This window comes from Klebsiella scottii, from assembly GCF_036561945.1.
Taxonomy (GTDB): Bacteria; Pseudomonadota; Gammaproteobacteria; order Enterobacterales; family Enterobacteriaceae; genus Klebsiella; species Klebsiella scottii.
On record NZ_JARXNI010000020.1, the window covers coordinates 1,053,831 to 1,079,702 of the forward strand.

Genomic DNA, 25,872 nt, shown 5'->3' on the forward strand with positions numbered 1-25,872 from the left:
AATTTTGTGAACTTATCCGCACTGCCGCCAGCCGCGATCTAACCGGCTGGCTGACTATGTTACGCCTGCTTATTTTACTCCCGCAACGCCCGTCCCGCTGATATTGTTGCCCCAGTTGATAAATATGCGCTTGACCCTGACGTAACGTCAGGCTGCAGAGTAGCGCCACTGGCAGACACAAGGAGCAGTCATGTTAATTCAGGTGGGGGAACTGGCGAAACGCGCCGGAATGACCGTCCGTACGCTACATCACTATGAACAAACCGGGCTGCTGACGCCTTCGGCCAGAAGCGCGGCGGGTTATCGGCTGTACGATCTGGCGGCCGTTCAGCGGCTGCATATGATTAAGGCGCTGGCACAGGCCGGGCTGGAACTCGCCGCTATTAAGGAGCATCTCGATCGCGGTTCGCTTTCGTTATCCGATTTGCTGGTGCGGCAAATTGCCACCCTTGATACGCAGCTGCGCACTATTTCAACGCTGCGCGAAAGGCTGGCGCTGCTCCGCGATGAGCTGGGTAGCGGGCATGAACCCGATCTGGAGTCCTGGCTACAAACCCTGGAGCTTATGAAAATGTACGATCGTTGGTTTAGTCCACAGGAGCTACAGACGCTGCCGTTCGCAGAACAGGATGAACAGCGCAATCAAATCTGGCAGGCGCTGGTCATTGAAGCGCGGCAGCTGATGCAGGAGAACTGCCCGCCTGATTCGCCGTCGGCGATGGCGCTGGCTACCCGCTGGATGGAGCGCCTGGAGCTTGACACCGCCGGGCGGCCGGAATTTCTCACCCGCCTCAATGAGATGCACGCTGCGGAACCGCAAATGCGCGCGCAAACCGGTATCACGCCCGAGGTCGTGGACTACATTACCCACGCCTTTGCGCAAAGTAAGCTGGCGATTTGGGCGCGCTATCTGAACGCCGACGAGCTGGCGTTTACCCGTGAGCACTACTTCGATCGGCTGATGGAGTGGCCGGGGCTGGTATCGGCGCTGCATCAGGCCTGCGCTGAGCAGACCGATCCGGCATCCGAGGCGGGGCAAAATCTTGCGCGGCAGTGGCTGGCGCTGTTCCAGTCGTATGCCGGCACCAGCCCGCAGACCCAGCAAAAGTTTCGCCACGCGATGGAGCGCGAACCGCATCTGATGAAGGGGACGTGGATGACGCCGCCGGTGCTCGGCTGGCTCCAGCAGGCGATAGGCGTGATGATGCAGGCGCGAACGCCCGCATCCCGCTAGTTAAATATCCGCCAGCGCGGCGTTGCGGTCGGGGTAGAAGCTCAGGCGTCCGGCAATGGGCTGGACTCCGGCGCGCGCCAGGGTACGCAGCGGCTGAAACTCCAGATTAGACACCCGCAGCTCGCAGCCTTCCGGCAGCTTTTTCACGAAGCGCTGGAAGGCATCCAGGCCGCCGGCGTCCAGCACCGGCACCGCATCCCATTTCAGCACCACGATCCGCTTACCCTCAATCCGCGTTTCCAGATCGTTAAACAGCCCCTCGGCGGCGGCGAAGAACAGCGGGCCGATAACCCGCAGCACCAGCACGTCGTCGGGCACGTCTACGTTGACCGGGGCCAGGCGCGTCATGCGGGCGATACGGCGCATAAACAGCAGCGAAGCCAGCACGATACCGACGCTAATCGCGATGACCATATCAAACAGCACCGTCAGCGACATGCACATCAGCATGACCACGATGTCGTCTTTTGGCGCGTAGCGCAGCAAATTCACCACCTTGTGCGCTTCGCTCATATTCCACGCCACCATCAGCAGCAGCGCCGCCATCGCCGAAAGCGGCAGCCAGGAGAGCAGCGGGGCGAGGATCAGCAGCGCCATGATCACCAGCAGCGCATGGATCACCGCGGAGATCGGTGAGGTCGCCCCGGCGCGCACGTTTGCCGCCGAGCGGGCAATCGCCGCGGTCGCGGTAATGCCGCCGAAGAAAGGCGCGACGATATTGCCCAGACCCTGACCAATCAGCTCGCTGTTAGCCTTATGCTTGGTGCCGGTCATACCATCCAGCACCACCGCGCACAGCAGCGATTCAATGGCGCCGAGCATCGCCATTGAGAATGCCGCCGGCAGCAGCGCCTGCAGCGAAGCCCAGCTGAGGGTGAAATCAGAGCCCGGCATATCCCAGGGCAGCACCAGCTGCGGCAGCAGCTGTGGAATGCCGCTTCCCTGGCTGCCGTCGGCGAGCGTGTAGTGGAACTGGGAGCCGATGGTAGCGACGTGGCCGCCCAACAGGGTGACAACCGCCATCACCGCACAGCCCGCCAGCAGCGCGGGAAGATGACCCGGCAGGCGGATCCCAAGGCGCGGCCAGATGATGAGGATTGCAAGCGTCACGATGCCAATCGCGGCGTCGCCAACGTTGATCGTCGGCAGCGCCATAATCAGTGCGGAGACTTTCTGCAAATAGTGCTCCGGCACGTGCGCCATCTGCAGGCCAAGGAAGTCCTTAATCTGCATGGTACCGATAGTAATCCCGATACCTGAGGTAAACCCGAGGGTCACCGAGAGCGGGATATATTCAATCAGCCGCCCGAAGCGTGCCAGGCCGAAGAGAATTAAAAAAATACCGGACATCAGCGTCGCGACCAGCAGCCCGGCGAGGCCAAACTGCTGCGATACCGGGTAGAGGATCACCACAAAGGCGGCGGTCGGGCCGGAAACGCTAAAGCGCGAGCCGCCGGTCAGCGCAATGATGATCCCGGCGACGGCGGAGGTATAGAGTCCGTACTGCGGCGCTACGCCGCTGCCAATTGCCAGAGCCATTGCCAGCGGAATGGCAATAATCCCCACCGTTATCCCGGCAATCAGGTCGCGGGTGAAGCGCGAAGCGGTATATTTTTCTTTCCAGCAGGCGTCGATGAGAGCGCGGAAAGGCATCACGTGTGAGGAGAATAATCTGTTCACGATAATGTTTCATCCATGGGCATGGGCGCATCATCTGTCAACTAAATGGCAGGTGAAGGAGGCAATAGTCATACAAATTGGTTTGAGAGACAAAAAAACCCGCCTCAGCGGGTTTCTTTGGGCCGTGCTCGATTAATGCTCGAACATTGCAGAGATAGATTCTTCGTTGCTGATACGACGAATCGCTTCTGCCAGCATACCGGAAAGCGTCAGGGTGCGGACTTTTTCCAGCGCTTTGATTTCTGGCGCCAGCGGGATGGTATCGCAGACGACGAATTCATCAATCACAGAGTTTTTAATGTTCTGGATAGCGTTGCCGGAGAAAATCGGGTGAGTAGCGTAAGCAAAGACGCGTTTAGCACCACGTTCTTTCAGCGCTTCAGCCGCTTTGCACAGCGTGCCGCCGGTATCGATCATGTCGTCAACCATGACGCAGTCGCGGCCCGCCACGTCGCCGATGATATGCATCACCTGGGAGACGTTAGCGCGCGGACGACGTTTGTCGATGATTGCCATATCGGTATCGTTCAGCAGTTTGGCGATAGCGCGGGCGCGCACGACGCCGCCGATGTCCGGAGAAACCACGATCGGGTTATCCAGATTCAGCTGCAGCATATCTTCCAGCAGGATTGGGCTGCCGAATACGTTATCAACCGGAACGTCGAAGAAGCCTTGGATCTGTTCAGCGTGCAGGTCAACGGTCAGCACGCGGTCAACGCCAACGCTGGACAGGAAGTCCGCAACCACTTTAGCAGTGATTGGCACACGGGCGGAACGAACGCGGCGGTCCTGACGAGCATAGCCGAAGTAAGGAATAACAGCGGTGATACGACCCGCCGAAGCGCGACGCAGGGCATCAACCATAACAACCAGTTCCATCAGGTTGTCGTTGGTGGGAGCACAAGTGGACTGGATGATGAAAATATCACCACCGCGTACGTTTTCATTGATTTGTACGCTGACTTCGCCGTCGCTAAAACGACCTACAGCGGCGTCGCCAAGAGAAGTGTACAGGCGGTTGGCAATACGTTGTGCTAGTTCCGGGGTGGCGTTACCAGCAAAAAGCTTCATATCAGGCACGAGAAGAACCTCAGGCATGCGTCCAGTGGTGGATGAAAAGGGCCAAAAACTGTGCGGCGGCGCCATTCCATCCAGGCGGTGTATTTAAAGAGAGCGATGCAACGTCTGGAACAGGGTGACGTTGTCACCGTAACTCAATTTGCCCGGCGTACTTATCGTTGCTCACGCTAAAACGGAGCAACTTAGAGTAGGGCTAGCCTGAGCGGCGAGATGTTAACTCCTCGCGCAACAAAGCCTTGTAGCCATTCCGGGGCTTTCTCCAGCACCTGACGAGCGGCAGATTCGGTGTCAAATTCAGCAAAGACACACGCTCCTGTGCCAGTCAGGCGCGACGGCGCATATTCTAACAGCCAGGAAAGCGCCGCATCAACCTCGCGAAAACGTTTTCTTGCGATAACCTCGCAATCGTTGCGAAATTCACATTTTAGCAACGTATTTATTGACCTGATTGGGGTATCTCGTGGTAGCTCGGGGTCGCGAAAGATGATCGGAGTAGGAATGCTGACGCCAGGGTGGGCGACGAGGTACCACTTTTCCTGCGGTTCGACCGGGGTCAGAATTTCGCCGATGCCTTCGGCAAAGGCCGCATGACCGCGGACGAAAACCGGCACATCGGCGCCGAGCTGCAGCCCGAGCGTTGCCAGCTGGTCTTCAGACAGCCCGCAGCCCCAAAGCTGATTCAGCGCCACCAGCACCGTGGCGGCGTTGGACGAACCGCCGCCCAGCCCGCCGCCCATCGGCAGGCGCTTCTCGATGCTGATATCGGCGCCGCTGCCGTCTGCCAGCCGCCCGCGTTCTGCCGCCGCCTGCATCAGCAGCCTGGCGGCGCGAATAATTAAATTCTCTTCATTCGGCACGCCGTCCACCGGCGTCAGCAGGCGCAGTTCGCCGTCATCGCGCGCTTCTATGGTTAACGTATCGCCATAATCGAGAAACTGGAACAGCGTCTGCAGCTGGTGATAACCGTCGGCGCGCTGCCCGGTAATATATAAAAACAGGTTCAGCTTCGCGGGAGAGGGCCAGCGGGTCATCATTTCACAATCCAGTTATCCATTTTCAGCTTGATGCGCTGACTGCCGTTGTTGAGCTCCATATTGGCCGGCAGCGATGGCGTGGTATCGCTGGTATATCCGCCGTAGGTGACGCGCCAGGTTTTGCCGTTTTGCGTATAGTTCAGGGTGCTCAAACGATACTGCTGATCGAGGGTGTAGTCGGTCGCATCCCCCGGCAGGCCGACGATCCACTGACGCAGGCTGTTCAGCGGGATCGGCATTCCGGTCAGACGGCCAATCATCTCTTCCGCGTCGGTTGCGGTGTAGGTCTGACCCTTGTTATCGATCAGCGTCACGCTACCCGGCTGCGCGGTCAGCGACAGCTCGGTGCTGCCCAGCGGGTTGGTCAGCAGCAGGCGGTAGCGATCCTGACCGGTCTGCTGCCAGAAGAAACGGGCGTAAACCTTTTGCTCGTCTGAAAGATAAGCAAAGGCGCCGCGGGTCTGGAACTGGCTAAGATTGCGGACATCCTGCTGGTGCTGACGCCACTGCGGCGAGTCCGGGCTTTTACCGGGGCCTTTCGGGGCGTTGAGCGTACAGGCGGTCAGGACCAGGCTTGCCAGGGGCAACAGGCGGAGCAGTCGATTCATAATGATGACAAATCCTTGATGTCTACAGTGAAATCCGGCGAAGAGTGAATACGCACACGATTTGTGTAGCGGGTTACAATAATAACCTTTAATGCTAGCGTTGCCCGGCGGTAGCGTCTACGTTCAAATTGTCTGAAATCAAAAAATTACCGTTAGTGGCTGTTACGCATTGGCTATTACTCCAAAAGGGGAGCGTCTCTTTTATTGATTCCGCGCATCCTGTATGATGCGCTCAGACTAACCTTAGCAACGCTGGTACTACTCCCTCACAATGACCCTTTTAGCTCTTGGCATTAATCACAAAACAGCCCCGATAGCGCTGCGAGAACGCGTAACGTTTTCGCCGGACACGCTCGATGAGGCGCTGGAGAGCTTGCTGGCTCAGCCAATGGTGCAGGGAGGTGTGGTGCTGTCGACCTGTAACCGCACGGAGCTCTATCTCAGCGTTGAGGAGCAGGATAATCTGCAGGAAGTGCTCATCCGCTGGCTGTGTGATTACCACCATCTTAATGAAGACGATCTGCGAAACAGCCTCTACTGGCACCAGGATAACGATGCGGTCAGCCATCTGATGCGCGTCGCCAGCGGCCTGGATTCGCTGGTGCTCGGCGAGCCGCAGATCCTCGGCCAGGTTAAAAAAGCCTTTGCTGATTCCAGCCGCGGGCATCTCAACGTCAGCGAGCTGGAGCGCATGTTCCAGAAGTCGTTCTCCGTTGCTAAGCGCGTGCGGACCGAGACGGACATCGGCGCCAGCGCGGTCTCCGTCGCATTCGCCGCCTGTACGCTGGCGCGACAAATCTTTGAATCGCTGTCGAGCGTTACCGTACTGCTGGTTGGCGCCGGGGAGACCATCGAACTGGTGGCCCGCCACCTACGCGAACACCACGTACGCAAAATGGTCATTGCCAACCGCACCCGTGAACGCGCCCAGGTGCTGGCTGATGAAGTCGGCGCTGAGGTTATCGCCTTGAGCGACATCGATGAACGGCTGAAAGACGCCGATATTATTATCACTTCCACCGCCAGCCCGCTGCCGATAATTGGCAAAGGGATGGTGGAACGTGCGCTGAAGGCGCGCCGCAATCAGCCGATGCTGCTGGTCGATATCGCGGTGCCCCGCGACGTCGAGCCCGAAGTCGGCAAGCTGGCGAACGCCTATCTCTACAGCGTGGACGACCTGCAAAACATCATTCAGCACAACCTGGCGCAGCGTAAAGCCGCCGCGGTACAGGCGGAATCGATCGTCGAGCAGGAAACCAGCGAATTTATGGCCTGGCTGCGCGCCCAGAGCGCGAGCGAGACTATCCGCGAATATCGCTCCCAGTCCGAACAGGTCCGCGAGGAGCTGACGCTAAAAGCGCTGGCGGCGCTGGAGCAGGGCGGCGATGCCCAGGAAATCATGCAGGACCTGGCGCGTAAGCTGACTAACCGCCTGATCCACGCGCCAACCAAATCTCTTCAGCAGGCTGCCCGTGACGGGGACGATGAACGTCTGCATATTCTGCGCAACAGCCTCGGGCTGGAATAGCGCCATTTCTCTCTTTTTTCAGGACAGGGTTAATTCACACCTATGAAGCCTTCTATTGTTGCCAAACTGGAAGCTCTGTACGAACGCCATGAGGAAGTTCAGGCGCTGCTGGGGGATGCTGCGACCATCGCCGATCAGGATCGGTTCCGCGCGCTGTCGCGCGAGTACGCGCAGCTGAGCGACGTTGCACGCTGTTACACCGAATGGCGCCAGGTGCAGGATGATATTGAAACCGCGCAGATGATGCTTGACGATCCGGAGATGCGCGAAATGGCGCAGGAAGAGCTGCGCGACGCCAAAGATAAGAGCGAAGAGATGGAGCAGCAGCTGCAGGTTCTGCTGCTGCCGAAAGATCCGGACGATGAGCGTAACGCCTTTGTCGAAGTCCGCGCCGGTACCGGCGGGGACGAAGCGGCGCTGTTTGCCGGGGATCTGTTCCGCATGTACAGCCGCTATGCGGAAGCCCGCCGCTGGCGCGTGGAGATCCTCAGCGCCAACGAAGGCGAGCACGGCGGCTATAAAGAAGTGATTGCTAAAATCAGCGGCGACGGCGTCTACGGCCGGCTGAAGTTCGAGTCCGGCGGCCACCGCGTACAGCGCGTGCCGGCGACCGAATCCCAGGGGCGTATCCATACTTCCGCCTGTACCGTCGCGGTGATGCCGGAGCTGCCGGAAGCCGAAATGCCGGACATCAACCCGGCCGATCTGCGTATCGACACCTTCCGCTCCTCCGGGGCGGGCGGGCAGCACGTTAACACCACCGATTCCGCTATTCGTATTACCCACTTACCGACCGGTATCGTCGTTGAGTGCCAGGACGAACGCTCCCAGCACAAGAACAAAGCGAAAGCGCTGTCGGTGCTGGGTTCGCGCATTCGCGCCGCGGAAGTGGCCAAGCGTCAGCAGGCGGAAGCGTCTACCCGACGTAACCTGCTGGGCAGCGGCGATCGTAGCGATCGTAACCGCACCTATAACTTCCCGCAGGGCCGCGTGACCGACCACCGCATCAACCTGACGCTCTACCGCCTGGATGAAACGATGGAAGGTAAGCTGGATATGCTCATTGAGCCGATTGTCCAGGAGTACCAGGCCGATCAGCTGGCAGCGCTTTCCGAGCAGGAATGATGATTTTTCAACAGTGGCTGGCGCAGGCGATTGCCCGACTGAGCGACAGCGAAAGCCCGCGCCGCGACGCGGAGATCCTGCTGGGACACGTGACCGGCAGGGCGCGGACCTGGCTCCTCGCCTTTGGCGAAACGGCGCTCACTGACGACCAGCTGGCCGAGCTGGAGGCGCTGCTGAGCCGCCGTCAGCGCGGCGAGCCGATCGCGCATCTGGTGGGGCAGCGCGAATTCTGGTCGCTGCCGCTGCTGGTGTCACCGGCGACCCTGATCCCGCGTCCGGACACCGAGTGTCTCGTCGAGCAGGCGCTGGCGCGGCTGCCGGCGACGCCGTGTCGGATCCTCGATTTAGGTACCGGCACCGGCGCGATTGCGCTGGCGTTAGCCAGCGAGCGTCCGGACTGCCGGGTGACGGCGGTCGATTTTATGCCCGACGCCGCCGCGTTAGCCGCGCGCAACGTGGCTCAGCTCGGCATCACCAACGTGACGGTGCTGCAGAGCAACTGGTTCAGCGCGCTGGCGGGCCAGCAGTTTGAAGCCATCGTCAGCAACCCGCCCTATATCGACGAAACCGACCCGCATCTTGCGCAAGGCGACGTTCGCTTCGAGCCGAAAACGGCGCTTGTCGCCGCCGATAACGGTCTGGCCGATCTGGCGCACATCGTTCGCCAGGGGCGTCATTTCCTGACGCCTGATGGCATAATGCTGCTGGAGCATGGCTGGACGCAGGGCGCCGCGGTGCGCGGGCTGTTCCACGACGCGGGATATATTGATGTTGTGACCTGCCGCGATTACGGCGATAACGACCGCCTGACGTTAGGACGTTTCCCGGCTACGGATAAGAAGGTTGACGTATGAATCTGTTTAACGCGGTGCTGTATCTGCATATCGCGGCGGTGGTCGTGTCGGTCAGCCTGTTCGCGTTACGCTACTGGTGGAGCTACAGCGGCAGCCCGTGGCTTAATCGGCGCTGGGTACGTATCGTCCCGCACTGTAGCGACACGCTACTATTTCTTAGCGGCGCCGGATTAATGGCAATAACGCACTATCTGCCGTTTACTGAAGACGGCACATGGCTGACTGAGAAGCTGTTTGGCGTTATTATTTACATTGCATTGGGTTTTATCGCGCTGGGCCGTCGGCGTCCGCGCAGCCAGCAGAGCAGGTTTATCGCTTTCCTGCTGGCTTTGGTGGTGTTGTTCATCATCATACAACTCGCCATCACAAGAACACCGTTACTGGGGTAAGTCATGAGGTCACTAGCTGATTTCGAATTTAATAAAGCGCCACTGTGCGATGGAATGGTCCTCATTTCTGAATTGATCCGCGACGACTTTCCAACAGGTTACGTGCAGGACGAGCTGGAGCGGCTGCTGAGCCTGGCGCAGGAAGAGATCGCGACCTCGTGGGATCAGGAGCGTCAGCTGGAGCGGCTGCTGGAGCTTTTCTATCATGAATGGGGCTTCAGAGACTCCCACGGCGTCTACCGGCTGTCCGATGCCCTGTGGATTGATAAGGTATTGATTAACCGTCAGGGGAGCGCCGCGTCGCTGGGGGCGATCGTGCTGTGGATTGCCCAGCGCATGTCTCTGCCGGTGGTGCCGGTGATTTTCCCGACGCAGATGCTGCTGCGCGCAGACCCTGAAACCAGCGAAGAGATGTGGCTGATTAACCCGTTCAACGGGGAAACGCTGAACGAGCACACGCTGGAAGTGTGGCTGAAGGGCAATATTAGCCCGGTGGCCGAGCTGTTCAATGAGGATCTTGATGAAGCGGATAACGCGGAAGTGATCCACAAGCTGCTCGACACCTTAAAATCGGCGCTAATGGAAGAGCGGCAGATGGAGCTGGCCCTGCGCGCCAGCGAAGCGCTGCTGCAGTTCAATCCGGAAGACCCGTACGAGATCCGCGACCGCGGGCTGATTTACGCCCAGCTCGAGTGCGACCACGTTGCGCTGCTGGATCTGAACTATTTCGTCGAACAGTGCCCTGAAGACCCGATCAGCGAAATGATCCGCGCGCAAATCAACACGATTTCGCACAAACAAATTACATTGCATTAGTCGATATACGCGAATACGCCGCGCTGAGGCGGCGTTTACGTATGACGCGTATTTATCTGGAATGATTCCGGTTACACCCTGATAAGGCGATCTTATGAAACAAAAAGTGGTTAGCATTGGTGATATCAACGTAGCAAACGACCTGCCTTTCGTCCTGTTCGGCGGGATGAACGTGCTGGAATCCCGCGATCTCGCGATGCGTATCTGCGAACACTACGTGACGGTGACGCAGAAGCTGGGCATTCCTTATGTGTTCAAAGCCTCTTTTGATAAAGCCAACCGTTCTTCCATCCACTCCTATCGCGGTCCGGGTCTGGAAGAAGGGATGAAGATTTTCCAGGAGCTGAAGCAGGCTTTCGGCGTGAAAATCATCACTGACGTTCATGAAGCAAGCCAGGCGCAGGCCGTGGCCGATGTTGTCGATGTGATTCAGCTGCCGGCGTTCCTCGCTCGTCAGACTGACCTGGTTGAAGCGATGGCGAAAACCGGGGCGGTGATCAACGTTAAGAAACCGCAGTTCGTGAGCCCGGGCCAGATGGGCAATATCGTCGACAAGTTCATTGAAGGCGGCAACGACCAGGTGATTCTGTGCGACCGCGGCGCTAACTTCGGCTACGACAACCTGGTTGTTGATATGCTGGGCTTTGGGGTGATGAAAAAAGCCTCCAACAACTCGCCGGTTATCTTTGACGTTACCCACGCGCTGCAGTGCCGTGACCCGTTTGGCGCCGCTTCCGGCGGCCGTCGGGCGCAGGTTGCTGAACTGGCGCGTGCGGGTATGGCGGTTGGTATCGCGGGTCTGTTTATTGAAGCGCACCCGGACCCGGATCATGCGAAATGCGACGGCCCGTCCGCGCTGCCGCTGGATAAGCTGGAGCCGTTCCTGAAGCAAATGAAGGCTATCGACGATCTGGTTAAAGGCTTTGACGAGCTGGATACCAGCAAGTAACGGCCCCTGATAAGACAAAAGCCTGTCGGTTGCAAAACCGGCAGGCTTTTTTATGCGGCAGACCGCAGCGAATCTCCCCCGGCCGGGGGGCGGTGAATCAGGCAAAAATGGTCATCAGATAGGCGGCGAATAGCGCCAGGTGCGCCGCGCCGTTCAGCACGTTCGTTCGTCCGGTCGAGAAAGATATCTGGCACAGCAGCAGCGAGGCGACCATCACCACCATTTCCGGCGCGCCGAGGCCAAAGTGCAGCTCATTGCCGGTTAAAAAGGCAATCAGGGTCACTACCGGTACGGTCAGAGAAATGGTGGCCAGCACCGAACCGAAGAACAGATTCATCGCGCGCTGCACCTGATTGTTTAACACCGCCTTCAGGGCGCCCAGGCCTTCCGGCGAGAGGATCAGCAGCGCCACCAGGAAACCGGTAAAGGCCACCGGCGCGTTCATGCTGGTCAGGAGCGTCTCCAGCGGGTTGGCGTTCATCTTAGTTACCGCAATCACGGCAATCAGGTGAATGAGCAGCCAGACGGTGTGCCAGCCGCTGCTGTGCGCCGACGGCTTACCGTGATGCGGGTCATCGTCGTCGCCGTCATCTTCATGCTCATAAATAAACAGGCTCTGGTGCGTTTTGGTCTGAATCAACAGGAACACGCCGTACATGGCCGCAGAAATAAGCGCCACCAGCAGCGCCTGGCCGGTCGAGAAATTGGCGCCGGGCAGGGCCATTGGAAACACCAGCACGATAATCGCCAGCGGGAACAGGGCGATTAAATACTGCTTAATACCGAACAGATTCATATACTGCGTGGCGAATTTACGCCCGCCCAGCAGCAGCGAGAAGCCGACCAGGCCGCCGGTAACGATCATGATGATGGAATACAGGGTATCACGCATCAGCGTCGGCGCCGCGTCGCCGGTAGCCATCAGCGCGGAAATCAGGCTGACTTCAAGAATAACCACCGACAGGCTTAAAATTAACGATCCGTACGGCTCGCCCAGGCGGTGGGCCAGCACGTCCGCGTGGCGTACTACGCTGAATGCGCTACTGAGAATACCGACTAACGCCAGAATATTAATCGCAATAACCACTGGCAGTGACTGGCTACTTCCGAAGAAGAAAAGCACCGCCAGTGCCAGCAGCGGAAATACGAGGGACGTCTCCTTGTGGCGGGTTTTTACCGCCTCATGTGCATGGGTCATGAACCATCTCCATATTGTGCAGGTGTTATAATTATAGATACTGTAAGTTGATAAAATAACAGACATTACGGAAATTGATTTGTTTTTTTACTTAAATTTACCGCTATCAACCACTAATGGTGTTAGATTGCTATAACCTGCTGTTATTATGCTTTTATATTTACTATTCAGATAATTACTAAAGTCCACTTCTCACTCCCTCGCGCCTTGCGTAGCGCAATATTGCGTTCCAGACTTAAATTCCAGCCCCTTTCTGGAGAACACTATGCCTTATCACAGTAAAAAAGACCTACCCGACAGCGTCCGCCACGTCCTGCCTGAACATGCCCAGGAGATTTATAAAGAAGCCTTTAATAGCGCCTGGGACCAGTACAAGCATAGCGAGGACCGTCGGGGCGACGCCAGCCGCGAAGAGACGGCGCATAAAGTGGCCTGGGCGGCGGTAAAACATGACTATCAAAAGGGAGACGATGACCGCTGGCACAGGAAGTCATAGCCGATCCTGCTACCCGCGCGGCGCCTGAGCGGCGTTAATTGCTAATTGCCAAATAAAGCTGGATAATAATTCAGCAATGTTTCACAAGAATGTTTCACAGGGATGGCATCAGATAAACGCCGGGAAGCGGGCAGTGGCGGAGGTAGTAGAAGTGTTAACACGTGATTTCTTAATCAATGCGGATTGTAAAACGGCGTTTGGCGCTATTGAGGAATCGCTACTCTGGTCGGCAGAGCAACGGGCGGCCTCGCTGGCGGCCACGTTAGCCTGTCGTCCGGATGCGGGATCGGTCTGGATTTTTGGCTACGGTTCGCTGATGTGGAACCCGGCTCTGGAGTATCGCGAGTCCTGTACCGGTACGCTGCCGGGCTGGCACCGCGCCTTTTGTCTGCGGCTCACCGCCGGGCGCGGAAGCGCGCATCAGCCCGGACGCATGCTGGCGTTGAAAGAGGGCGGTCGCACCACCGGCGTCGCCTATCGCCTGCCTGACTGCACGCTGGAAGAAGAGCTAACCCTGCTCTGGAAGCGGGAGATGATCACCGGCTGTTATCTGCCAACCTGGTGCAAGCTGGAGCTTGACGACGGCAGGACGGTCAACGCGCTGGTCTTTATTATGGATCCGCGCCATCCGCTGTTCGAAGCCGATACCAGCGCCCAGGTGATCGCGCCGCTGATCGCCAAAGCCAGCGGTCCGCTAGGCACTAACGCTCAGTACCTTTTCTCGCTGGAGCAGGAGCTGCGCAAGCTCGGCATGCACGATGATTGCCTCGACGAGCTGGTCGGCAAGGTGCGAAACCTGCTGGGTGATAGCAGCCAGCCGGGGCTGGCCTGAGAAATGCCCGGGAAACCCGGGCATGAAGACGCGTTTGAATCTGTAGTCAGAACGAGCTCAGCGGATGCCTCAGGCGGGAACGTAGCTGATTGAGTGCTCCAGCGACTGGCTGTGGCTGTCGATAAGCACGTTCCAGGTTCCGCTGTAGGGCACGGTCATATACGCGCTGTCCCGGTCCTGCACGCTCAGCACATCTGCGTGGCTGTCGCCTGGAACCTTAGCGCTCATCAGGTGAATATGGCAGCGCTCTGAACAACGAACCACCAGCGTATCACCGCCAAACAACGTCAAACTTGCTTTTACCATTGCCATTTTCCTACCCCGTATTTGTCAGTCCACAGCATCCTGCCCGTTCAATCCTGTGCGTGATATTGTTCACACTTTGCTCATGGCATAACACCAAATGGGGAAGGTACGGATGATGATTTTGATCAAAAAAAAGGATAAAGATTAAACAAAAATGATGTTGTTCCTGAAAGCATTCAGCTGGCATATTTTTTAACGCAATAAACGCTGCCAGCCTGACATTTAATCCTGCTAAAGAGGGTTAACTCAGAAGGTCAGGACTTTATCCGCCGCCAGCGTCCACTGCGCCAGCTCAACCAGCGTACCGATCTCGACGCCCTCAATCAGCGGCAGGGAGGTTATCCCGCGGCCGTCGGTGCAGGTTTTGCACAGCTTCACCGGCACATTCTGCGCGGTGAGGATCTCCAGCATCTGCTGAATGTTATAGCCTTCCGCCGGTTTTTGACCGCGCAGCCCCGCGGTGACCGCATCGGACATTAAAAACACCTTCAGCACCAGTTCGGACTGCTGTTCACGCAGGGCAATCGCCAGGCGCAGGCTGTTGAACAGGGATTCGCTACCGTAGGCAGCGCCGTTGGCGATAAGCACAATACTTTGCATAAGGACTCCTTTGTATAAGGCACGGTTATTGCTTAGCTGAAGTATAAAGCGTTAACCCGGGAGGGGGTATGAATAATACGGCTGGCACTGTGCCTGAAGCAAACGACTGGTTCCAACATGCGCGTCAGCTCCAGAAGCAGCAGCTGCGTCAGCTGGCGCAGCAGGGAGCGCTGGCCAATCAGATCAGCGCCCTGGTGCATATGCTGCAGTGCGAGCGCGGGGCGTCCAATATCTGGCTGTGCTCCGGCGGCCGGCTCTACGCCGCGGAGTGTCGCGCCGGCGGGGCGCTGGTGAATGAGCAGCTGGTCGCCTTTCGTCTGGCGCTGGAGCCGGCGCGCAGCAGCGCCAGCAGCGCCCTGTGCTGGCGTATCGCCAGCGCGGTGTGGTATCTCGGGCAGCTTCCCGCCCTGCGCGAATCCGTAGGTCTTCGCACCATTGCCGCCGAAGAGGCGACCGGCCAGTTCAGCCGCATTATCCGGCATCTGCTGAATATCGTCCCGCAGCTGAATGACAGCATCGACGATCCGCAGATAGCCGGAGGGATGGTGGCGCTCTACAGCTTTATGCAGGGCAAGGAGCTGGTGGGGCAGGAGCGCGCGCTGGGGGCGTCAGGCTTTGCCCGCGGTCAGTTCAGCGACGAGCTGCGCCAGCTGCTGGTGGACCGAATCGACGGGCAGCAGCCGTGCTTTGACAGCTTTCTGGCCCTGGCCGACGCCGCGCAGACCGCGCTGTTTAATGAGCAGTGCCAGGCCGGCCTCGAAATAGAGCAGCTTCGGCGCATCGCCTGCACCCGTCTGCCCTCGGCGGATAGCGGCGAGACGGCGCTGCGCTGGTTCTGCGCCCAGACGCAGCGGCTGGAGCTGATGCGCGGTCTGGAAGAGCGGCTGATTAGCGATCTGCTCGATGCCGCCGATCGGCTGCTGCAGGGGAGCGGACCGGAGATGCCCCCCGACCGGTGGCCGGAAGAAGAGGGCGGCGATGACGTTGCGCGACGGCTGGACAGGCAGCTGCTGCCGCTGGTGCGCCGGCAGGCGTATGAGCTGCAGCAGCTCTCCGGCCAGCTGGCGTCGCTAAAAGATAGCCTCGAAGAGCGCAAGGTCATTGAGAAGGCCAAAAGCGTCCTGATGTCCCATCAGGGAATGAACGAAGAGCAGGCCTGGCAGGCGCTGCGCAAGATGGCGATGGATAAGAATCAGCGGATGGTGGAAATCGCCCGCGCCCTGCTGATGGTGAAGTCATTATGGCCGCTAACCCCAAAGGAGTAGGTGCACAATGAGTGGGCATTCTCTGCCTGTAGACGGTGCAATTTTGGCCCTGACCGCCGCCGCCGCAGGGGGAAAACCGGCAAAAACGGCCATATGGAAAACTGGCATCCCGTTTGCATTAGATAAATTGAGTTAGTTCATCATTTTTGGGCAGCAGGCCAACGGCGGCATGCGGGTCCATGGATAAAGGCGTCCTGCAGTGCGTAAGCACTGTCGGGCGCTTTTTTTTTGCGCGTTCTGGAGCGGGTATGGGCGATAAGATTTCGATAACACGGCGGCGTTTTCTACAGGCAGGGGCCGCGCTTGGCGGCGCGATGCTGCTGCCTGGGGTGATGCAGTCAGCGTGGGCGGCAGGCTCCGATAAGCCGGAGCAAACCACCGTGCGGGTGGGCTTTATTCCGCTAACCGACTGCGCGCCTTTGGCGATCGCATCGCTGAAAGGCTTTGATAAAAAATACGGCATTACTCTTGTGCCGACCAAAGAGGCCAGCTGGGCGGCGGTGCGCGACAAGCTGATCTCCGGCGAGCTGGATGCGGCGCATATCCTCTACGGCCTGCTGTACGGCCTCGAGCTGGGTATTGCCAGCAAACCGCAGTCAATGGCCAACCTGATGACCCTCAACCGCAACGGGCAGGCCATCACCTTGTCGCGCGATCTGCAGGACAAAGGCGTCACCGATCTTGCCGCACTGAAGCGGCTGGTTAGCCAGAGCGCGCCGGGCAGCTACACCTTTGCCCATACCTTTCCTACCGGCACCCACGCGATGTGGCTCTATTACTGGCTGGCCAGCGGCGGCATCAATCCGTTTGATGATGTGCGCACCGTCGTCGTGCCGCCGCCGCAGATGGTGATGAACATGCGGATCGGCAACATGGTGGGCTTCTGCGTCGGTGAGCCGTGGAACGCGCGGGCCATCAACGATCGCATCGGTTTTACCGCCGCGACGTCGCAGGAGATCTGGCCGGATCATCCGGAAAAAATTCTCGGCACCCGCAGCGAGTGGGTGGAGCGTAACCCGAACACCGCCCGGGCGCTGGTTGCGGCGGTGCTGGAGGCTTCGCGCTGGATAGAGGCTTCGCCAGACAACACCCGCGAGACGGCGCGCATCCTGGCGAAGCGCGCGTGGCTGAATACCAAAGAGCAGTACCTCACCGGGCGGATGCTGGGTGAATACGACAACGGGCTGGGTCGCCGCTGGCAGGACGCGCACCCGATTCGTTTCTACGATCGCGGCGAAGTCAGCTTCCCGTGGCTGTCGGATGGCATGTGGTTTATGACCCAGTTCCGACGCTGGGGGCTGCTCAAAGCGGCGCCGGATTATCAGGCGGTGGCGCAGCGTATTAACCGGATTGACGTCTGGAAAGAGGCGGCGCAGGCCGTTGGCGGCATCAGCGCGCCGGGTCAGGTGATGCGTAGCAGCACATTGATGGACGGAACGGTCTGGACGGGGGCCGATCCTGAAGGCTACGCCCGCGGCTTTGCGATTCAACGTAAGGGGGCATGAGATGAAACACGCGCAAAAAAATAGTACCCAACCGGCAGTAGCCCGCGCTGAAAACGCGCCGGGCGAAGTGATTATCCTGCCTCCGGTGCAGGTCCGGCGCCCAACGCCCGCCGTCAGGCGCTGGCTGCGCGAAAGCGTCCAGCGGGTGCTGCCGCCGCTGCTGGGGCTAGGGCTGCTCCTGCTCTGCTGGCAGCTGGCGGCGATCAACGGCAAAGGTTTTCCAACGCCGCTCAGCACGCTTGATTCGGCGCTGACGCTGTTTGCCGATCCGTTTTATCAGGATGGTCCTAACGATATGGGCATCGGCTGGAACGTGCTGGCATCGCTGCAGCGCGTGGCGGTTGGCTTCGGTCTCGCGGCGCTGGTCGGTATTCCGCTCGGCTTCCTGATTGGCCGTTCGCTGTTCTTTGCCCGCATGTTTAATCCGCTGATCGCGCTGCTGCGTCCGGTCAGCCCGCTGGCCTGGCTGCCAATCGGCCTGCTGCTGTTCCAGAAAGCCGAACCCGCGTCGAGCTGGACCATTTTTATCTGCTCCATCTGGCCGATGGTGATAAATACCGCCGAAGGCGTACGACGAATCCCGCAGGACTACCTCAACGTAGCGCGCGTTTTGCAGCTCTCCGAATGGACGGTGATGCGCCGCATTCTCTTCCCGGCGGTGCTGCCCGCGGTGCTGACCGGGGTGCGCCTGTCGATAGGCATTGCCTGGCTGGTGATTGTCGCCGCCGAGATGCTCACCGGCGGTCTGGGGATTGGGTTCTGGATCTGGAACGAATGGAACAACCTCAACGTGGAAAACATCATTATCGCCATCGTCATTATCGGCGTCGTCGGCCTGCTGCTTGAGCAGGGCCTCATGCTTATCGCCCGCCGCTTCAGCTGGCAGGAAAAATAGGGAGTCGTTATGAAACCATTAATTCAGGTGCAGGCCGTCAGCCAGCGTTTCAATACTGCCAGCGGCGAGTTTCTGGCTCTGCAAAACGTCTCCTTCGATATCTACGAAGGGGAAACCGTCAGCCTGATTGGCCACTCCGGCTGCGGCAAATCGACGCTGCTGAATCTGATTGCCGGGATCGCGCTGCCGACGGAAGGGGGCCTGCTGTGTGATAACCGCGAAATCGCCGGGCCAGGACCGGAGCGGGCGGTGGTGTTTCAAAACCACTCCCTGCTGCCGTGGCTGACCTGCTTTGACAACGTGGCGCTGGCGGTGGATCGGGTCTTTCGCCGCACCATGAACAAGGCCGAGCGCAGGGAGTGGATTGAGCACAACCTCGATCGGGTGCAGATGGGCCATGCGCTGCACAAGCGCCCGGGGGAGATTTCCGGGGGAATGAAGCAGCGCGTGGGGATCGCCAGGGCGCTGGCGATGAAGCCAAAGGTGCTGCTGCTGGATGAACCGTTCGGCGCGCTCGACGCCTTGACCCGCGCCCATCTGCAGGACGCGGTCATGCAAATTCAGCAGGCGCTGAACACCACCATCGTGATGATTACCCACGACGTTGATGAGGCGGTGCTGCTGTCGGATCGGGTAATGATGATGACCAACGGCCCGGCGGCGACGGTCGGTGAAATCCTCGATATCAATCTGCCCCGGCCGCGCAATCGCGTGCAGCTGGCGGACGATAGCCGCTATCACCACCTGCGCCAGCAGATCCTGCATTTCCTCTACGAAAAACAGCCGAAAGCGGCGTAGGGGGCGGCGATGAAGCGGCGACTGGTGATTATCGGCAACGGGATGGCGGCCACCCGATTAGCGGAAACGCTGGCGGCGCGGGCGGACGGCGCGTTTCACATCACGATTATCGGGGATGAACCTTGCCAGGCCTATAACCGCATCCAGCTGTCGCCGGTGCTCGGGGGGGAGAAAACGCTGGCCCAGACGCTGCTGCTGCCCGCGCAGTGGTATCAGCAGCACGACGTGACGGTACGGACCGGGGAGACGGTTGAGGCCGTCGACGTGCGGGCGCAAACCCTGCGCACCACCCGGGGCGAGCTGCGCTGGGATGAGCTGATTTTCGCCACCGGCTCGCAGGCAGTGATTCCGCCGCTGGCGGGCGCCGGGCTGCCGCACGTTTACGCCTTTCGCACCCTTGCCGACGTCGAGGGCATTCTGGCGACCGGCGGCCCGGCGGTGGTGATTGGCGGCGGCGTGCTGGGCGTTGAGGCCGCCGCCGCCCTGCGTCGTTCTGGTGATGAGGTCACTTTACTGCACCGCGGCGAGTGGCTGATGGAGCAGCAAACCGATCGGTTTGCCGGCCAGCAGCTGCAGAGCCAGCTGGAGGCGCGGGGAATTGGCTGCGTGACGGCGTGTCGTATCGCGGCTATTCGCGAGCGCGACGTGGTGCTGGAGGACGGCAGAACCTTTGCCGCCAGCCGCGTGGTGCTGGCAACCGGCGTCCGTCCCAATATTCAGCTGGCGCAGAGCAGCGGCCTCGACTGCCGGCGCGGAATTGTCGTCGATCGCCAGATGGCTACCGCGCTGCCGGGCGTCAGCGCGATTGGCGAATGTTGTGAAATAGACGGCCGCACCTGGGGGCTGGTGGCGCCCTGCCTGCGCCAGGCCGAAGTGCTGGCCGCGAAGCTGTGCGCAACGCCGGAGGCGGACTTTAGCTGGCAGGACAGCGGGACCCGCCTGAAGGTGACCGGTATTGAGCTGTTCAGCGCCGGCGAGCTGCGGGCCGAGGAGCGGGATGAGCAGTGGACCAGTTGGGATCCGCTGGCCCAACACTACCGCCGGCTGCTGCTGCGAGACGGCAAGCTGCGCGGCGTTTTATTGCTCGGCGACTGCGCGAACGCGGCGCCGCTGACGGCACAGCTGGGAACCAGCGCGCCGCCGGAATGGCTTTTTGATCCTTCTTCAACGCAGCCGCGCGCTGCAGGACAAATCACTATGACAAAACCTGTTTTGGTGCTGATCGGACACGGCATGGTCGGCCACCACTTTCTTGAGCAATGCGTCAGCCGGAACCTGCATCAACAGTATCGTATCGTGGTGTTTTGCGAAGAGCGCTACGCCGCCTATGACCGGGTGCATCTGTCGGAATATTTCGCCGGCCGCAGCGCGGAATCGCTGTCGCTGGTGTCGGGGGACTTCTTTACCGATCACGGGATCGAGCTGCGCCTGAGTGAGCCGGTTGCCGCCATTGACCGCGAGGCGCGGGTGGTTCGCGATGCCCGCGGCCACGAAACCCACTGGGACAAGCTGGTGCTGGCTACCGGCTCTTACCCCTTCGTCCCGCCGGTGCCGGGCCACGATCTTGACGGCTGCTTCGTCTACCGCACGCTGGACGATCTCGACCGGATCGCCGCCAGCGCCAGCGGGGCGAAGCGCGGGGTGGTGATTGGCGGCGGCCTGCTGGGGCTGGAGGCCGCCAATGCGCTCAAGCAGCTGGGGCTGGAAACCCACGTGGTGGAGTTTGCGCCGAACCTGATGGCGGTGCAGCTGGACGGCCCGGGGGCGGCGATGCTGCGGGAGAAAATTAGCGATATTGGCGTCGGGGTGCATACCAGCAAGGCGACCCAGGCCATCGTGCGCGATGCCGAGGGGCTGACGCTTAATTTTGCCGACGGCGGCTCGCTCGGTACCGATATGGTGGTGTTCTCCGCCGGCATCCGCCCGCAGGATGCGCTGGCGCGCAGCGGCGGGCTGGCGGTAGGCGAGCGGGGAGGTATCTGCATCGACGATCGCTGCCGTACCTCCGACCCTGACGTGCTGGCTATCGGCGAGTGCGCCCTGTGGGAGAATAAAATTTACGGCCTGGTGGCGCCGGGCTATCAGATGGCGAGAACGGCGGCGGCGAACCTCGCCGGAGAGGAGGCGCGCTTCAGCGGGGCGGACATGAGCACTAAGCTCAAGCTGCTGGGCATCGACGTCGCCTCCTTCGGCGACGCTCAGGGGCGCACGCCCGGTAGCCAGAGCTATCAGTGGACCCACGGGCCGGAGCAGATCTATAAAAAAATCGTCGTCAGCAAAGATGGCAAAACGCTGCTTGGCGGCGTGCTGGTCGGCGACGCCAGCGATTACTCCACGCTGCTGCAGATGATGCTCAACGACATGGCGCTGCCGGCGCGCCCGGAAAGCCTGATCCTGCCCGCTCTCGAAGGGAGCGCACCGAAAGCGCTCGGCGTAGCGGCGCTGCCGGATAGCGCGCAAATCTGCTCCTGCCACAACGTCAGCAAAGGCGATATTTGCCAGGCGGTCAGCGGCGGCGCGGGCGACATGGCGGCGATCAAAAGCTGTACCAAAGCCGCTACCGGCTGCGGCGGCTGTAGCGCGCTGGTCAAGCAGGTGATGGAGTATCAGCTCTCCGCCCAGGGCGTCGAGGTCAAAAAAGATATCTGCGAGCACTTCCCGTGGTCGCGGCAGGAGATTTATCACCTGGTGCGCGTGAACCACATTCGCACCTTTGAACAGCTGATTGCCCGCTACGGCCAGGGGCACGGCTGCGAAATCTGTAAACCGCTGGTGGCCTCGGTGCTGGCTTCCTGCTGGAACGAATATCTGCTGAAGCCGGCGCATTTGCCGCTGCAGGATACCAACGACCGCTACTTCGCCAACATCCAGAAGGACGGCACCTATTCGGTGGTTCCGCGGATGGCGGCCGGAGAGGTGACGCCGGATGGCCTGATTGCCATTGGGCAGATTGCCAAACGCTATCAGCTGTACAGCAAAATTACCGGCGGCCAGCGTATCGATCTCTTCGGCGCCCGCCTGGAGGAGCTGCCGGCTATCTGGCGCGAACTGGCGGAGGCCGGGTTTGAAACCGGCCACGCCTACGGGAAATCCTTGCGCACGGTGAAGTCCTGCGTCGGCTCCACCTGGTGTCGCTACGGCGTGCAGGATTCGACCGGCCTGGCGGTGACGCTGGAGCATCGCTACAAGGGCCTGCGCGCGCCGCATAAGATCAAAATGGCGGTCTCCGGCTGTACGCGGGAGTGCGCCGAGGCGCAGGGCAAAGATATTGGGGTGATCGCTACCGAGAAGGGCTGGAATCTTTACGTCTGCGGCAACGGCGGCATGAAGCCGCGCCATGCGGATCTGTTTGCCAGCGATATCGACGACGCGATGCTGATCCGCACCGTCGACCGCCTGCTGATGTTCTATATCCGCACCGCCGATCGCCTGCAGCGCACCAGCACCTGGCTGGATAACCTTGAGGGCGGCATCGGCTATCTGCGCGAGGTGATCCTCGAGGATAGCCTCGGGATCGGCGATGAGCTGGAGCAGGAGATGGCGCGGGTGGTGGAGAGCTATCAGTGCGAGTGGCAAACCACCCTTAACGATCCGCAGCGCCTGGAGCTGTTCCGCTCTTACGTCAACAGCGAGCAGCCGGATGACGCGGTGCAGCGCCGGTCGCTCCGCGGCCAGCCGCAGCCGGTGACGGCGCCCGTGTTGCACGAAGGCGCTCCTTCGGCCCGCCCGTGGCAGGCGATTTGCGATCTCGAAGCGATCCCCGCCGAGGCCGGGATCGGCGCGCGGCTCGGCGAGCGGCAGATCGCGCTGTTCCGCTTTGGCGAGCAGATTTACGCGCTCGATAACCTTGAGCCGGGCAGCGACGCCAACGTGCTGTCGCGGGGGATCCTCGGCGACGCCGGAGGAGAGCCGATCGTTATCTCCCCGCTTTACAAACAGCGTATTCGCCTGCGCGACGGCCGCGCCTGCGATGGCGGCGAGCAGGCGGTACGCGCCTGGCCGGTAAAAGTTGAGAACGGTAAAGTGTGGGTGGGCAACCAGGTTCTGCTGGCGCGGGCGGAGGCTTCCTGATGGCGGAGACGCGAACTACCTGCCCCTATTGCGGAGTGGGCTGCGGCGTGCTGGCTGAAGTCGATGCCGGGGGCCAGGTCAGCGTGCGGGGCGATGCCGAACATCCGGCTAACCTCGGACGCCTGTGCGTAAAGGGCGCGGCGCTCGGGGAAACCACCGCCCTGGCCGGACGGCTGCTGACGCCGGAGCTGGATGATAAACCCGTCGGGTGGCCGCAGGCGCTGGCCGCCGCGGGTTCACGGCTGCGGGAGATCATCGACCGCTACGGTCCGCAGGCGGTGGCGTTCTATGCCTCAGGCCAGCTGCTGACCGAGGACTATTACGCCGCCAACAAGCTGATGAAGGGCTTTATCGGCGCGGCCAATATCGATACCAACTCGCGGCTGTGTATGTCCTCAGCGGTGACGGGCTACAAGCGGGCCTTTGGCGCCGACGTGGTTCCGTGCAGCTACGAAGACGTTGAGAACAGCGATCTGGTGGTGCTGGTGGGCTCGAATGCCGCCTGGGCGCATCCGGTGCTTTATCAACGTCTGGCGCAGGCAAAGCGCGACAACCCGCAGCTGCGGGTGGTGGTTATCGATCCTCGACGCACCGCCACCTGCGATATCGCCGATGTGCACCTGGCGCTGGCGCCCGGCAGCGACGGCGGTCTGTTTGTCGGCCTGCTGAACGCCATTGCCGGCGCCGGGCCGCTGGCCGGCCATTTTAGCGATCAGCAGCAGGCGCTGGCGGCGGCGCAGGAGTGGGATGTGGCAACCGTCGCCGAATTCTGCGGCCTTGAGCCGCAGCAGGTTGCCGATTTCTATCGTGACTTTATCGCCGCGCCGCGCGCCGTCACCCTCTACACCATGGGGATTAACCAGTCGGCCAGCGGCAGCGATAAGTGCAACGCCATCATTAATGTTCACCTGGCGAGCGGTAAATATGGCCGCTGCGGATGCGGGCCGTTTTCGCTGACCGGACAGCCAAATGCGATGGGCGGTCGCGAAGTGGGCGGGCTGGCAACCATGCTGGCGGCGCATATGAACTTCGAAGCGCAGGATTTACATCGCCTCTCGCGCTTCTGGGGTACCGAACGGCTGGCGCAGACGCCGGGGCTGACGGCGGTCGATCTGTTTGCCGCCATCGGGCGCGGGGAGGTGAAAGCGGTATGGATCATGGGCACAAACCCGGTGGTTTCGCTGCCGGATAGCCACGCGGTGAGCCAGGCGCTGGCCGCCTGTCCGCTGGTTATCGTTTCCGACGTTGCCGCTGACACCGATACCGGCCGCTTTGCCCATATCCGTTTTCCGGCGCTGGCGTGGGGCGAAAAGAACGGCACCGTCACCAACTCGGAGCGCCGTATCTCCCGCCAGCGCAGCTTTCTGCCGCCGCCGGGCGAGGCGAGGGCCGACTGGTGGATCATCTCCCGCGTCGCGGCTGAGCTGGGCTTTGGCGAAGCCTTTTGCTGGCAGCATGCGCACGACGTCTTCAGCGAACACGCCGCGCTTTCAGGGTTCGAGAATGACGGCCAGCGGGCGTTTGATATCGGCGGGCTGGCCAGCCTTAGCCGCGAGGAGTGGGACGGCCTGGCGCCGGTATGCTGGCCGGTCAGCCGCAGCGGAGCCGCGCTGAACCTGCACCAGGGCTGGCACCGCGATGGCAAGCTGCGCATGGTGCCGGTGACGCCGCAGGGCACCCGCGCCGAAACCGATGCCTTCTATCCGCTGATCCTCAACAGCGGGCGTATCCGCGATCAGTGGCACACCATGACCCGCACCGGAACCGTGCCGCGTCTGATGCAGCATATTGCCGAACCGGTGGTGGAGGTGGCTCCGGCGGATGCCCGGCGCTGGCAGCTGCAGAACGGCGAGCTGGCGCGGATCTGGTCGCGCAATGGCGTCATGGTCGCCAAAGTGCTTATCAGCGACGGGCAGCGCTGCGGCTCGCTGTTTGTGCCGATGCACTGGAATAATCAGTTTGCCCGCCAGGGACGGGTGAATAATCTGCTGGCCGCGGTGACCGACCCGCACTCCGGCCAGCCGGAAAGCAAGCAGGTGGCGGTGGCGATCGCCGCCTGGCTTCCGGCATGGCACGGCGAGCTGTTCTGTCGTCAGCCGGTTCCGCTACCGGAATGGCTCCACTGGCGGCGGCGGGCGGCGGTGGGGGTAACGCACCTTTCGCTGGCCGGGGATAAAAGCCCGCGCGCCTGGCTTACCGACTGGTGCCAGCGCCAGGGCTGGCAGGTACAAGTCGCTCAGGCCGGGGCGCTGTGGAATCTGCTGGCGTGGCATGAGGGCGCCCTGATGCTGGGCTGGTGGAGCGACGCGCGCGAACCCGTCGTGGAAAGCGAATGGATTATCGCGGCCTTTAGTTCCCCGCCGACGACGGCCGAGCTTCGCCACGCGCTGCTGGGCGGCAGAAAAGGGGGCGAAGTCGCGCCGCGCGGGCGGATCATCTGCAGCTGCTTTAGCGTCGGCGAACGGGCGATTAGCGACGCTATCGCCGGGGGCTGCCGCACGCCGGCCGAGCTGGGAGAGAAGTTAAAATGCGGCACCAACTGCGGCTCCTGTATCCCGGAACTGAAAGCGCTGTTAATGGAAAATAAGGCCCAGGCATAAGATTCAGCA

22 protein-coding genes are annotated in these 25,872 nt (G+C 60.7%); 15 read left to right on the forward strand and 7 right to left on the reverse strand.

The genetic code is table 11. From position 1 onward, the window contains the following. Positions 1-190: 190 nt before the first annotated feature. On the forward strand, positions 191-1,234 hold the full coding sequence (locus tag QFI97_RS12675; RefSeq protein WP_346431314.1) for a MerR family transcriptional regulator: 1,044 nt from the start codon (positions 191-193) through the stop codon (positions 1,232-1,234). Here QFI97_RS12675 and dauA read toward each other — a convergent pair whose 3' ends face one another. The 4 genes from dauA to lolB form a co-directional block, all read right to left on the reverse strand. Further along, entirely contained in the window at positions 1,235-2,914 is a 1,680-nt protein-coding gene (gene dauA / locus QFI97_RS12680) for a C4-dicarboxylic acid transporter DauA (RefSeq protein WP_095101961.1), read from the reverse strand. Between the two features lie 132 nt (positions 2,915-3,046). After that, positions 3,047-3,994, reverse strand: a complete 948-nt coding sequence (gene prs, locus QFI97_RS12685; RefSeq protein WP_004863536.1) for a ribose-phosphate diphosphokinase — start codon at positions 3,992-3,994, stop codon at positions 3,047-3,049. A 182-nt stretch (positions 3,995-4,176) separates the two neighbouring features. Continuing rightward, positions 4,177-5,025, reverse strand: a complete 849-nt coding sequence (gene ispE, locus QFI97_RS12690; protein ID WP_346432088.1) for a 4-(cytidine 5'-diphospho)-2-C-methyl-D-erythritol kinase — start codon at positions 5,023-5,025, stop codon at positions 4,177-4,179. Next, positions 5,025-5,636 (reverse strand): lipoprotein insertase outer membrane protein LolB, encoded by a 612-nt coding sequence (gene lolB, locus QFI97_RS12695; protein ID WP_095101965.1) that lies wholly within the window; start codon positions 5,634-5,636, stop codon positions 5,025-5,027. The genes ispE and lolB overlap by 1 nt, the downstream gene beginning before the upstream one ends. Before the next feature lie 271 nt (positions 5,637-5,907). Here lolB and hemA point away from each other — a divergent pair, with 271 nt between their 5' ends. From hemA to kdsA, 6 genes are all read left to right on the forward strand, one after another. Further along, a complete protein-coding gene (gene hemA / locus QFI97_RS12700; RefSeq protein ID WP_095101968.1) occupies positions 5,908-7,164 on the forward strand; it encodes a glutamyl-tRNA reductase in 1,257 nt (418 codons plus the stop codon). A gap of 42 nt (positions 7,165-7,206) precedes the next feature. Further along, positions 7,207-8,289, forward strand: coding sequence for a peptide chain release factor 1 (gene prfA / locus QFI97_RS12705; protein ID WP_045858977.1), 1,083 nt, complete (start codon positions 7,207-7,209; stop codon positions 8,287-8,289). Next, positions 8,289-9,143: a peptide chain release factor N(5)-glutamine methyltransferase gene (prmC, locus tag QFI97_RS12710; protein ID WP_095101970.1), complete on the forward strand. Its 855-nt coding sequence runs from the start codon at positions 8,289-8,291 to the stop codon at positions 9,141-9,143. Before prfA ends, prmC begins: the two co-directional genes overlap by 1 nt. Further along, on the forward strand, positions 9,140-9,532 hold the full coding sequence (gene sirB2, locus QFI97_RS12715; RefSeq protein ID WP_095101972.1) for an invasion regulator SirB2: 393 nt from the start codon (positions 9,140-9,142) through the stop codon (positions 9,530-9,532). Before prmC ends, sirB2 begins: the two co-directional genes overlap by 4 nt. 3 nt (positions 9,533-9,535) lie before the next feature. Next, the gene (gene sirB1 / locus QFI97_RS12720; protein ID WP_045858970.1) at positions 9,536-10,348 is read left to right on the forward strand and encodes an invasion regulator SirB1; all 813 of its coding nucleotides are present in this window, start codon (positions 9,536-9,538) and stop codon (positions 10,346-10,348) included. 94 nt (positions 10,349-10,442) lie between these two features. Continuing rightward, the gene (kdsA, locus tag QFI97_RS12725) at positions 10,443-11,297 is read left to right on the forward strand and encodes a 3-deoxy-8-phosphooctulonate synthase (protein WP_095101974.1); all 855 of its coding nucleotides are present in this window, start codon (positions 10,443-10,445) and stop codon (positions 11,295-11,297) included. 97 nt (positions 11,298-11,394) lie between these two features. On the opposite strand, the gene chaA is transcribed toward kdsA, so the two are convergent. Further along, positions 11,395-12,495 carry a sodium-potassium/proton antiporter ChaA gene (gene chaA, locus QFI97_RS12730; RefSeq protein WP_095101976.1) on the reverse strand — a complete coding sequence of 367 codons (1,101 nt, stop codon included), beginning with the start codon at positions 12,493-12,495 and terminating at the stop codon, positions 11,395-11,397. Positions 12,496-12,760: 265 nt separating this feature from the next. Here chaA and chaB point away from each other — a divergent pair, with 265 nt between their 5' ends. Together chaB and QFI97_RS12740 are read left to right on the forward strand one after the other, a co-directional pair. Next, positions 12,761-12,991, forward strand: a complete 231-nt coding sequence (gene chaB / locus QFI97_RS12735) for a putative cation transport regulator ChaB (RefSeq protein ID WP_041146096.1) — start codon at positions 12,761-12,763, stop codon at positions 12,989-12,991. A 151-nt stretch (positions 12,992-13,142) separates the two neighbouring features. After that, complete coding sequence (locus QFI97_RS12740) at positions 13,143-13,823, forward strand: gamma-glutamylcyclotransferase (RefSeq protein ID WP_095101978.1); 681 nt, start codon at positions 13,143-13,145, stop codon at positions 13,821-13,823. 69 nt (positions 13,824-13,892) lie between these two features. Here QFI97_RS12740 and QFI97_RS12745 read toward each other — a convergent pair whose 3' ends face one another. Together QFI97_RS12745 and QFI97_RS12750 are read right to left on the reverse strand one after the other, a co-directional pair. After that, positions 13,893-14,135 (reverse strand): DUF1883 domain-containing protein, encoded by a 243-nt coding sequence (locus QFI97_RS12745; protein WP_076947669.1) that lies wholly within the window; start codon positions 14,133-14,135, stop codon positions 13,893-13,895. A gap of 240 nt (positions 14,136-14,375) precedes the next feature. Beyond that, entirely contained in the window at positions 14,376-14,729 is a 354-nt protein-coding gene (locus tag QFI97_RS12750) for a DsrE/DsrF/TusD sulfur relay family protein (protein WP_095101980.1), read from the reverse strand. Positions 14,730-14,797: 68 nt separating this feature from the next. Here QFI97_RS12750 and nasR point away from each other — a divergent pair, with 68 nt between their 5' ends. The 6 genes from nasR (at position 14,798) to QFI97_RS12780 (ending at position 25,863) form a co-directional block, all read left to right on the forward strand. Continuing rightward, positions 14,798-15,994 (forward strand): nitrate regulatory protein NasR, encoded by a 1,197-nt coding sequence (nasR, locus tag QFI97_RS12755; RefSeq protein WP_331834373.1) that lies wholly within the window; start codon positions 14,798-14,800, stop codon positions 15,992-15,994. 248 nt (positions 15,995-16,242) lie between these two features. Next, positions 16,243-17,499 (forward strand): CmpA/NrtA family ABC transporter substrate-binding protein, encoded by a 1,257-nt coding sequence (locus QFI97_RS12760; protein WP_095102284.1) that lies wholly within the window; start codon positions 16,243-16,245, stop codon positions 17,497-17,499. A 1-nt stretch (position 17,500) separates the two neighbouring features. Then, positions 17,501-18,394, forward strand: a complete 894-nt coding sequence (ntrB, locus tag QFI97_RS12765) for a nitrate ABC transporter permease (RefSeq protein WP_095101984.1) — start codon at positions 17,501-17,503, stop codon at positions 18,392-18,394. Positions 18,395-18,403: 9 nt separating this feature from the next. Then, a complete protein-coding gene (locus tag QFI97_RS12770) occupies positions 18,404-19,192 on the forward strand; it encodes an ABC transporter ATP-binding protein (RefSeq protein WP_095101986.1) in 789 nt (262 codons plus the stop codon). Positions 19,193-19,201: 9 nt separating this feature from the next. Continuing rightward, positions 19,202-23,263, forward strand: coding sequence for a nitrite reductase large subunit NirB (nirB, locus tag QFI97_RS12775; protein WP_346431315.1), 4,062 nt, complete (start codon positions 19,202-19,204; stop codon positions 23,261-23,263). Continuing rightward, positions 23,263-25,863 carry a nitrate reductase gene (locus QFI97_RS12780; protein ID WP_346431316.1) on the forward strand — a complete coding sequence of 867 codons (2,601 nt, stop codon included), beginning with the start codon at positions 23,263-23,265 and terminating at the stop codon, positions 25,861-25,863. Before nirB ends, QFI97_RS12780 begins: the two co-directional genes overlap by 1 nt. Positions 25,864-25,872: the final 9 nt, after the last annotated feature.

Excerpts from the sequence above, each read along its gene's own strand:
- chaA (WP_095101976.1), bottom strand. The coding sequence starts at position 12,495 with ATGACCCATGCACATGAGGCGGTAAAAACCCGCCACAAGGAGACGTCC.
- QFI97_RS12675 (WP_346431314.1), top strand. The coding sequence starts at position 191 with ATGTTAATTCAGGTGGGGGAACTGGCGAAACGCGCCGGAATGACCGTC.
- QFI97_RS12750 (WP_095101980.1), bottom strand. The coding sequence starts at position 14,729 with ATGCAAAGTATTGTGCTTATCGCCAACGGCGCTGCCTACGGTAGCGAA.
- kdsA (WP_095101974.1), top strand. The coding sequence starts at position 10,443 with ATGAAACAAAAAGTGGTTAGCATTGGTGATATCAACGTAGCAAACGAC.
- QFI97_RS12745 (WP_076947669.1), bottom strand. The coding sequence starts at position 14,135 with ATGGCAATGGTAAAAGCAAGTTTGACGTTGTTTGGCGGTGATACGCTG.
- nirB (WP_346431315.1), top strand. The coding sequence starts at position 19,202 with ATGAAGCGGCGACTGGTGATTATCGGCAACGGGATGGCGGCCACCCGA.
- sirB2 (WP_095101972.1), top strand. The coding sequence starts at position 9,140 with ATGAATCTGTTTAACGCGGTGCTGTATCTGCATATCGCGGCGGTGGTC.
- QFI97_RS12760 (WP_095102284.1), top strand. The coding sequence starts at position 16,243 with ATGGGCGATAAGATTTCGATAACACGGCGGCGTTTTCTACAGGCAGGG.
- chaB (WP_041146096.1), top strand. The coding sequence starts at position 12,761 with ATGCCTTATCACAGTAAAAAAGACCTACCCGACAGCGTCCGCCACGTC.
- prmC (WP_095101970.1), top strand. The coding sequence starts at position 8,289 with ATGATTTTTCAACAGTGGCTGGCGCAGGCGATTGCCCGACTGAGCGAC.
- QFI97_RS12770 (WP_095101986.1), top strand. The coding sequence starts at position 18,404 with ATGAAACCATTAATTCAGGTGCAGGCCGTCAGCCAGCGTTTCAATACT.
- prfA (WP_045858977.1), top strand. The coding sequence starts at position 7,207 with ATGAAGCCTTCTATTGTTGCCAAACTGGAAGCTCTGTACGAACGCCAT.
- QFI97_RS12780 (WP_346431316.1), top strand. The coding sequence starts at position 23,263 with ATGGCGGAGACGCGAACTACCTGCCCCTATTGCGGAGTGGGCTGCGGC.
- sirB1 (WP_045858970.1), top strand. The coding sequence starts at position 9,536 with ATGAGGTCACTAGCTGATTTCGAATTTAATAAAGCGCCACTGTGCGAT.
- lolB (WP_095101965.1), bottom strand. The coding sequence starts at position 5,636 with ATGAATCGACTGCTCCGCCTGTTGCCCCTGGCAAGCCTGGTCCTGACC.
- hemA (WP_095101968.1), top strand. The coding sequence starts at position 5,908 with ATGACCCTTTTAGCTCTTGGCATTAATCACAAAACAGCCCCGATAGCG.
- ispE (WP_346432088.1), bottom strand. The coding sequence starts at position 5,025 with ATGACCCGCTGGCCCTCTCCCGCGAAGCTGAACCTGTTTTTATATATT.
- ntrB (WP_095101984.1), top strand. The coding sequence starts at position 17,501 with ATGAAACACGCGCAAAAAAATAGTACCCAACCGGCAGTAGCCCGCGCT.
- nasR (WP_331834373.1), top strand. The coding sequence starts at position 14,798 with ATGAATAATACGGCTGGCACTGTGCCTGAAGCAAACGACTGGTTCCAA.